Source organism: Mycobacterium sp. (assembly GCF_039583805.1).
Taxonomy (GTDB): Bacteria; Actinomycetota; Actinomycetes; order Mycobacteriales; family Mycobacteriaceae; genus Mycobacterium.
On the sequence record NZ_JAVKSH010000090.1, the window covers coordinates 4,898 to 12,537 of the forward strand.

Annotated in this window: 9 protein-coding genes; 3 read left to right on the forward strand and 6 right to left on the reverse strand. The window is 70.7% G+C overall.

Annotated elements, in window-relative coordinates:
• Window positions 1-602, forward strand: a 602-nt coding sequence (locus tag ABDW21_RS12775) for a putative inorganic carbon transporter subunit DabA (RefSeq protein ID WP_343710516.1), incomplete at its 5' end; no start/stop codon positions are given.
• Window positions 599-928 (forward strand): DUF190 domain-containing protein, encoded by a 330-nt coding sequence (locus tag ABDW21_RS12780; RefSeq protein WP_343601709.1) that lies wholly within the window; start codon window positions 599-601, stop codon window positions 926-928. The genes ABDW21_RS12775 and ABDW21_RS12780, both read left to right, overlap by 4 nt.
• 37 nt (window positions 929-965) lie before the next feature.
• Here the strand turns inward: ABDW21_RS12780 and ABDW21_RS12785 are convergent, their stop codons facing one another.
• The 4 genes from ABDW21_RS12785 to ABDW21_RS12800 form a co-directional block, all read right to left on the reverse strand.
• Window positions 966-1,310 (reverse strand): ArsR family transcriptional regulator, encoded by a 345-nt coding sequence (locus ABDW21_RS12785; RefSeq protein WP_343710517.1) that lies wholly within the window; start codon window positions 1,308-1,310, stop codon window positions 966-968.
• A gap of 230 nt (window positions 1,311-1,540) precedes the next feature.
• Window positions 1,541-3,007, reverse strand: coding sequence for an AMP-binding protein (locus tag ABDW21_RS12790; RefSeq protein WP_343710518.1), 1,467 nt, complete (start codon window positions 3,005-3,007; stop codon window positions 1,541-1,543).
• Window positions 3,004-3,933 (reverse strand): acyl-CoA dehydrogenase family protein, encoded by a 930-nt coding sequence (locus ABDW21_RS12795; RefSeq protein ID WP_343710519.1) that lies wholly within the window; start codon window positions 3,931-3,933, stop codon window positions 3,004-3,006. Before ABDW21_RS12795 ends, ABDW21_RS12790 begins: the two co-directional genes overlap by 4 nt.
• Complete coding sequence (locus ABDW21_RS12800; protein ID WP_343710525.1) at window positions 3,930-5,078, reverse strand: acyl-CoA dehydrogenase family protein; 1,149 nt, start codon at window positions 5,076-5,078, stop codon at window positions 3,930-3,932. The genes ABDW21_RS12795 and ABDW21_RS12800 overlap by 4 nt, the downstream gene beginning before the upstream one ends.
• Before the next feature lie 101 nt (window positions 5,079-5,179).
• On the opposite strand from ABDW21_RS12800, the gene ABDW21_RS12805 reads away from it, so the two are divergent.
• Entirely contained in the window at window positions 5,180-6,052 is an 873-nt protein-coding gene (locus tag ABDW21_RS12805; protein WP_343710520.1) for an LLM class flavin-dependent oxidoreductase, read from the forward strand.
• Here the strand turns inward: ABDW21_RS12805 and ABDW21_RS12810 are convergent.
• Together ABDW21_RS12810 and ABDW21_RS12815 are read right to left on the reverse strand one after the other, a co-directional pair.
• Window positions 6,012-6,734 (reverse strand): SDR family oxidoreductase, encoded by a 723-nt coding sequence (locus ABDW21_RS12810; protein WP_343710521.1) that lies wholly within the window; start codon window positions 6,732-6,734, stop codon window positions 6,012-6,014. The genes ABDW21_RS12805 and ABDW21_RS12810 overlap by 41 nt on opposite strands.
• Window positions 6,735-6,819: 85 nt before the next feature.
• Window positions 6,820-7,640, reverse strand: an 821-nt coding sequence (locus ABDW21_RS12815) for an FCD domain-containing protein (protein ID WP_343710522.1), incomplete at its 5' end; no start/stop codon positions are given.

Consider the following 7,640-nt stretch of genomic DNA (forward strand, 5'->3'; position numbering starts at 1 on the left):
CGCCCCGGCCCCGGCTGGTGCGCCGGGTCCGCGCCCGATCGGTGGACTGGGCGCAGGTCTACCCCGAATGGGGGCTGGCCGGCAATGCCTGCTTCATCGTGGGGCCGCGGACCATGACCGCCGGCATCGACTTGGGCCGGCGGGCGTTCCTGCACTCCTACGACGCCGCGGTCGACCCGGGCGGCGCGGGGCTGGAGACCATCCTCACCGCCCCGCTGATCGTGGCCCAGTGGATCAACCACCAGTACTACTTCTCCACGGTCGCTCCGGAGGTGTTCGGCGCCGGCACCAAGACAATCCACAACGTGGTCGGCACCGCCGGCGTGCTCGCCGGCCACAACGGTGACCTGCAGCTGGGGCTGCCCTGGCAGTCGGTGGCCGTCGGAGACCGGCTGGTGCACGAGCCGCTGCGGCTGCTGGCGATCGTGCAGGCGCCGATCTCGCGCATCGACGCGATCATCGACCGCAACCCGGTGCTGCAGCAACTGTTGGACAATGAATGGATCACAATGACCGCGCGCGAGCAGCACGGCGATCCGTGGCTGCTGCGCACCGCCGGCGGCTGGCAGACCGCCCCTTACCCGAAAGCAGCCAACCGATGAGCGATCCGAATCACGGCCTGACCCGGATGACCAAGATCGAGGTCGTCATTCCCGGAGAGCGGGCACCCGCCGTGCGCGAGCTGATCCGCGCGAGCGGGGCCACCGGCTACACCGCGGTGTCCGGGGTTTCGGGATTCGGCCACCACGGCCACCACCAGGGGCGTCTGCTGTTCAACGACCAGGCGGCGCTGGAATTGCTCATCACCGTCGTCCCGCCGGACCGGACCGAGCCGTTGATCAGCGGGCTGCGGCGGCTGTTCGACGCCAGCCCGGGTGTCATGTTCGTCTCCGACACCCAGGTCAGCCGGCCGGACTACTTCACCTGAGCGGTACCTCGCCCGGACGGTGGCACCCGCCTCGGGGTCAGGTGAGGGCGTCGATCAACTCGCCGACGGTGTGCCTGGCCTCCACGGGATGACGCAGGCGGCCACGCGGATTGACCCGATAGACGTTGCGGCGCCCCACCTTTGACTTGGTCAGGTAGCTGCCCTCGGTGAGGTCGGCAAGGATCAGCTGCACCGACCGCTCGGTGATGCCGACCCGCAACGCCAGTTCGCGGACGGTCAGCTGCTCGCCGCCGGCCAGGCACAACAAGACGTGCCCGTGGTTGGTCAGGAACGTCCACCCCCGGGAATCGCCGGCCGCGGGCGGCTCCGGCGCGGCCCGGGTGGGACGGCGGGTCCGCGCGCCGGAGCGGCTGGCAGCCATGCGCCGATACTAATACATCGTCATTCAGGTAACGGCTTTCGTGAACGATCGCGTCGCGTTGCGAAGCCATTGAGTCGGCGTTGCGCCGGAACGTTCGTCGGGGGTTGTCGCCCTGGTCAAGTCCCCTGGGGTGGCGGGTCCGCGCACCGAACGTGAAGCCATTGCGAAAATCAGGGCCAAATCTCGCAACAGTTTCACGTTCGGTGCGCGTGGGGTGGGCACGGTCGGGATCAGCCGCCCCGGGCCGCGGTCATCGCGGCACGGTTGATCTTCGTCGCCGCGCTGCGGGGGATCCGGTCGACGAACTCCACCGTCTTGGGCACCTTGTAGGCGGCCAGCCGGCTCTTCGCGTAGGCGATCACCTGCTGCTCGGTCGGCGGTGTGGCGGGGTCGGCCGGCTGCACCACGGCGTGCACCCGACGCCCCCACGTCGGATCGGCCAGCCCGAGCACCACGACGTCGGCGATGCCGCCGTGGTCGGCCAGCGCGCATTCGACTTCGGCGGGAAACACGTTGGCGCCGCCGGTGATGATCAGGTCCGCGCGCCGGTCGGCGATGTAGAGATAGCCGTCGGCGTCCAGGTGGCCGATGTCGCCGGCAGAGCGGAAGCCGTCGGGTGTGCACGGCAGCGGCTCCGCCCCGCCCAGATAGCGGTACGCCGCGCTCATCGGCGCCCGCAGGTACACCTCACCCTGCTCGCCGGGGCCGAGCGGGTTTCCCCGCGGGTCGAGGATGCGGATGTCGGTGTCCCGGAAGCCGCGGCCTACGCTGCCGGGATGAGTCAGCCATTCGTCGCCGCGCAGCGCGGTCAGGCCCAGGTTCTCGGTCATGCCGTAGGCCATCACGACACGTTCCGGACCGAGCAGGCCGAACCACGTGTGCGCCAGCGCGGGCGGCAGCACGGCGGCGCCCTGCAGGATCCACACCACGCTGGAGAAATCCCGCCGGCCGATGCCGGGCAGCGCCGCGACGCGGCCCAGCATGGTGGGGGTGGCGGTGAAGTGGGTGATCCGGTACCGCTCGACCGCGTCGACAAGCAGTGCGGCATCGAACTTTTCCAGCACCACCAACCGGTCGCCGCCGAGCAGGTTGGTCAGCGCGGCGAACCCGTTGGTGTGGTACATCGGCCCGGGAACCAGGATGGTCTGCGGACGGGCGACCGGTGTCCAGGCGGCCAGGAAAGGCAGGGACAGCTGCGGCGTCCAGACCGCCGGCGCCAGGTTGAGGATCACCTTGGGCACACCGGTCGACCCACTGCTGCAGATCCCGCTGGTGGCCGGCGACACCGCGGCCGGATGCGGGCCGTCGGCCTGGCGCGACGCGCTCGCGGTCAGTGCCGGCCGGCGGCAGTCGTCGAGGACGACGGCCGCCCGGATCACGTCCAGCACCCGTGACCGCTCCCAGTCCGGCAGGTCCCAGCGCACCGGAACCGGGACGGCGCCGATCTTCCAGCAGCCCAGGACGGCCAACACAAGCTGCTCGGAGTTCGGAATAACAAGCGCGACAGGCGAACCCACCGCAGCTCCCGCATCGGCCAGCGCCCGTCCCCACTGGTTGGCCCGTGCGTCGAGCTCACCGAAGCTGAGGCTGTGTGCGGTGCCGTCGGCCGCGACGGTGACGACGGCGGGTTCGTCGCCGCGGTCCGCGGCCAGGCCGTGCAGCCGGGCGCCGAAGGGGACACCGGCGCCGCCGGTCACGCCGGCTCGCTGAACAACGTCTGCAGCGCGCCGTCCCGCACGCCCGGTGTCAGCCGCAGCGCCAGCACGTCGGTGCTGACCGGCAGCCGGATGAGCGGCTGGGTGTGACGGTCGAGCACGCTGACGTCGGACTCGTCGCAGAAACCGAGCGCGCCGAGCAGCTGGTGTGCGGTTCGCAGCGTCTGCCGTGCGGTCTCGGCCGCCTTGATCCGCAGCACCAGCGCATCGGCCGAACGGACCCGCGCCGGCGTCGATTCCAGATGCCAGACGGTGTATTTGGCGAGTTCGTCGAGCCCGCGCACCGCCACCGCCGCATCGGCGACGGCAAACCGCACGGCCTGGAAGTCGGCCAGCGGGCGGTCGAACTGGACGCGGGTGCGCACGTGCCGCCGGGTGATCTCGAGCAACTGCTGCACCGCACCCAGAACCCGCCAGGATCCCAGCACCAGGTGCAGGTCGACGTCGACGGCGGGCACGGCGCCGCCGGCTCGGGTCAGGGTGGCCGGCACCAGAAACGGCCCCAGCTTGGCGGTGGTGCGCGAGGCACGTTGGGGGTGATAGCAGTTGCCGTCGAGGTCCGTCGCAAGCCAGTCGCCGGGCAGGTCGCCGTGGTCGATCCGCGGCGCCTGGGGGTCGATCAGTGCCAGCCGGGCGCCGCCGACGGCCAGCAGCTCGTCGACCAGGGGGTAGGGCAGTGCGGCGGCACCGGCGGCCCGGCACAGCACCGCGGCGGCCAGCCGGTCTTGCGGGTTCGTCCGCGGATCGAGGTCGAATGCGCCGAGATCGGCCAACGCCCGGCGTGCCTGCAGCCGTAGCTCGTCGTCGGTCTCGGCGCGCAGCGCCGCCTGCGGCCCGCCGAACCGGGTGAATCGCTCGGCCGCCACGGCGGCGAACGTCCTAACATCCTCCGGCAGTTCGGTATTCACGTGTCGTGACCCAGCACGTCGCGCGCGACCAGCATCCGCTGGACCTCGATGGTTCCCGACGCCACGGTGGCCGCCTGGGCGTAGCGCCAGTGATCTTCGGCCGCCCCGTGCAACGGCGCGGCGGCGCCGCCGTCCAGCGCGGACGGCCCCAGCGCGTCGAACAACAGCTCGGCGACCTGCTGATCGCAGGTGGTCGCCGCGATGCGGGCGGCGCTGGCCGCGGCGCCCGCCGCTGGACCGTCCTGCAGTGCCACCGCCCGGTAGGCCAGCAGCCGGGCGACCCGCAGGTCGACCAGCGCCCGCACCCAGCGGGCGCGGGTCGATTCGGGCAGCCGGTCCCAGTCATCGCCGAGCTCGGCGTGCATCCGGTGCAGCAGCGACTCGCAGCGGGCATAGCGGGCGATCCCGACGCGCTCGAACGCCAGCGCCTCGCGCATCACCCGCCAGCCGTCGCCCACTTCGCCGAGCACCTCGTCGGCGAAAACCTCGACGTTGTCGAGGAACACCTCGTTGAGGTGGTGCGGCCCCAGCATCGACCGGACCGGCCGCACGGTGATACCGGGACGGTCCATGGGAATCATAAACAGGCTGAGCCGCTTGCCTTTCGGCGCAGCAGGATCGGTGCATGCGGCCAGGGCGCACCACGACGCCATCTGCGCGTAGGACGTCCACAGCTTCTGTCCGGTGAGCCGCCAGCCGTCGCAGTCGGCAACGGCGCGGGTGCGCAGCGACGCCAGGTCGGTTCCAGCCTCCGGCTCGGAAAATCCCTGGCACCAGATGACCTCCCCGGCGGCGATCGCCGAGAGGTGCCGGGCCTTCTGCTGCGCCGTGCCGTAGCGCATGACGGCCGGCCCGACCCAGTTGATCCCCATGTACTGGGCGCCGCGGGGTTCGTGGTGGGCCCACATCTCCTCGCGCAGCACGGTCTGCTGCCAGATCGAACCGCCGCCGCCGCCGTGCTCGGTCGGCCACGCCAGGGCCAGCAGGCCGTCGGATGCCAGCAGTTTGCAGAACGCCTCGGTGGTCGCGAGATCCTGCGGGTTGTCGGTGCAGGCACCCAGAAAGCCCTCGGGAATGTGGCGGGAAATCAACTCACGCAGACGTTTCCGTAGTGCGGCGGCGTCGGGGCCGAGGTCGTAGTCCATCGTCGTCCCTTCGCGCGTCACCACGTGCCTATCATCATAAAAATAGTAAACTAGTAGGACAGGCGTCAATCGGCGCGCCGGCCTCCGTATCGTGGTCTGCCATGGCGCAGTGGTATCTGTTCTTACCTCAGGTGCGGTTGCCGGTGGCCGACATCGTGGAGCGGGCCCGTCGGGCCGAAGCCAGCGGTTTCGACGGGGTGGCTTTCGTCGATCACCTCGAAGTGCCCGGGTTGCCCGACGAAACCATCTGGGAGGCAACGTGTGTCGCCACCTGGGTGGCTGCCAGGACCAGCCGGCTGCGGGTCGGCCATCTGGTGCTCTGCGACGCGTTCCGGCATCCCGCGGTGCTGGCCAAACACGCGGTCACACTGTCGGCGGCGTCCGACGGCCGATTCGACCTGGGTCTGGGCTGGGGCTCGTGGCCCGACGAGTTCGCCAAATTCGCGATCGGCGAGCAGGATCCCGTGGCTCGCGCGCGACGACTCGAGCACGACCTGGCCCTGATCGCGCAGTGCTGGGGACGCGGCGGGCAGGCCGGCCCGACCCAACACCCGCGACCGGCGCATCCGATCCCGCTGATCCTGGGTGGTACCGGGCGCCGGACGATGGAGCTGGTCCGCCGGTACGCGGATTGGTGGAACGTGCCGGCCAACCAGATCGACCGGCTGCCGCGGCTGATCGACGCCGCCGGGCCCGCGCGGGTCTCGGTGCAGCAGATGGTGGGCTTCGTGCGCGAGGGCGCCGATCCGCACGCCGTCCGCGAGCATGCTGTCCGGCGCTTCGGTCACCTGGGCCCGGGGCTGGTCTGCGGTGACGCCGACGAGATGACCCGGCGCTTCTGCGGCCTGGCCGGCCAGGGCGTCGAGCGGTTCTACGTCTGGTTCTCCGATTTCGCCGCCGTGGAGTCGCTGCGCGAATTCGGCGAAACGGTGATCAAGGATTTCCCGGCGCCGCCCTCCGGTGAGCCTCGGTAGGAACCACCGGCTCACGGGCGAACGGTCCGCGGCGCACCGCGTGCAGCCGGATCTCCGGCAGCGCCACCGACGGGTCCACGGTGTCCAGCCAGGCGACCGCCTCCGCGACGTCAGAGGCCTGGATCGCATACATTTCGAACGGAACATCCAGCAACATATCGGTTTCCACCGGGCCCGGTGTTACGACGTGCACGCTGATGCCGTCGCGGTCGACTTCGAGTGCCAGCGCGCGCGCGAACGCGTTCACCCCGGCCTTGGATGCCGAGTAGGCGGTGCGCGCCATCATCGGCTCGTGGGCGGCCGAGGAGGAGACGAACACCAGCCGCGAGCCCGCGCGCATCCGCGGCAACACGGCGGCAGTGACCACGAAACACGAGTCCAGGTTGGCCGCCATGACCGCGCGCCACTGGGCGAAGGTTTGTTTGCGTGCATAGGTCCCGCCCAGTGTCCCGCCCGCGTGCACGAGCAGGTCGATCGCCTCCAGCGGCCTGATCGCCTGCTCGAAGCCGACCGGGTCGGAGGCATCGGCGGCGATGTGACGCGCGCCGATCTGCTCGGCCGCCGCCCGCAGCGGCCCGTCACGGCGCGCCGAGAGCACCACGTCGTAGCCGCGCCGGCACAACGCGCGTGCACACGCCTGGCCGATCCCGCCGCTGCCACCGATCACCAAAGCGGTTCTCACGGAGTCCCTTTCGTTGGGGTCCCTTTCGTTGGGGTCCCTTTCGTTGGGGTCCCTGTCGTTGGGGTCCCTGTCGTCGGGCCGCGACCTACGGGCGGCGGTTGTCCCTCGGCCGCGACAGGGCCTGCGGCGAGAGCGCGTAGATGCGCTCGTCGGAGCGGCCGGACAACACGTGCGTCTGGGTGTCGCGCAGATGCCGTGCGGCGACGCGACGGGCGCGGTCGGCGTCGCCGGCCTCGATCATCTCGGTCAGCTTGACGTGGGTGTTGAGCACCGCGCGGCGCTTGGGCAGTGCCGGATAGGTGCCGCGCTCCGCGCTCTGGTCGGCCCATTGCTGTTCGTGACTGGTCCACAGTGTCTCCAGGGTGCCGACGACGGCGATGATGGTGCGGTTCCCGCAGCCGCGGACGACGAGATCATGGAACTGCCGGCCTATTTCGGTGAACTGGGGTCCGTCGTCGAGGTGCCGGGCCATCGCGTCGTTGACCTCTTTGAGCTCGGGAACGACGGTGCCGGCACGGTCAGGGCGACCGGCGGCCAGGGCGGCGCAGGCCGGCTCCAGTTCGAGCAGGGCCGCGCCCAGATCGGCGATACCCACCGACTCGCTTTGCAGCAGCAGGCCGAGCATGTAGGCGGCGCTGGTCTTGGCCGGTGCGTGCACCACCGCCCCGCCCCTGTTGCCGCGCCGAACCGACACCAGCCCTTCGGTCTCCAAGATCCGCAGTGCTTCGCGCAGCGAGACCAGGCTGACGTTGAACTGTTCGACGAGCAGCTCCTGGCGCGGCAGCAGATCACCGTCGGCCAGATCCCCGTCGATGATCTGGCGCCGCAACTCGTCGGCGACGATCTCGGCGATCCTCGGCGCCGACAGCCGGCGCCGGGCTTCGGGCCCAATTCCCGCCGCTGTCA

Coding starts and splice junctions, on each gene's coding strand:
- ABDW21_RS12780 (WP_343601709.1), top strand. CDS start 599: ATGAGCGATCCGAATCACGGCCTGACCCGGATGACCAAGATCGAGGTC.
- ABDW21_RS12785 (WP_343710517.1), bottom strand. CDS start 1,310: ATGGCTGCCAGCCGCTCCGGCGCGCGGACCCGCCGTCCCACCCGGGCC.
- ABDW21_RS12800 (WP_343710525.1), bottom strand. CDS start 5,078: ATGGACTACGACCTCGGCCCCGACGCCGCCGCACTACGGAAACGTCTG.
- ABDW21_RS12805 (WP_343710520.1), top strand. CDS start 5,180: ATGGCGCAGTGGTATCTGTTCTTACCTCAGGTGCGGTTGCCGGTGGCC.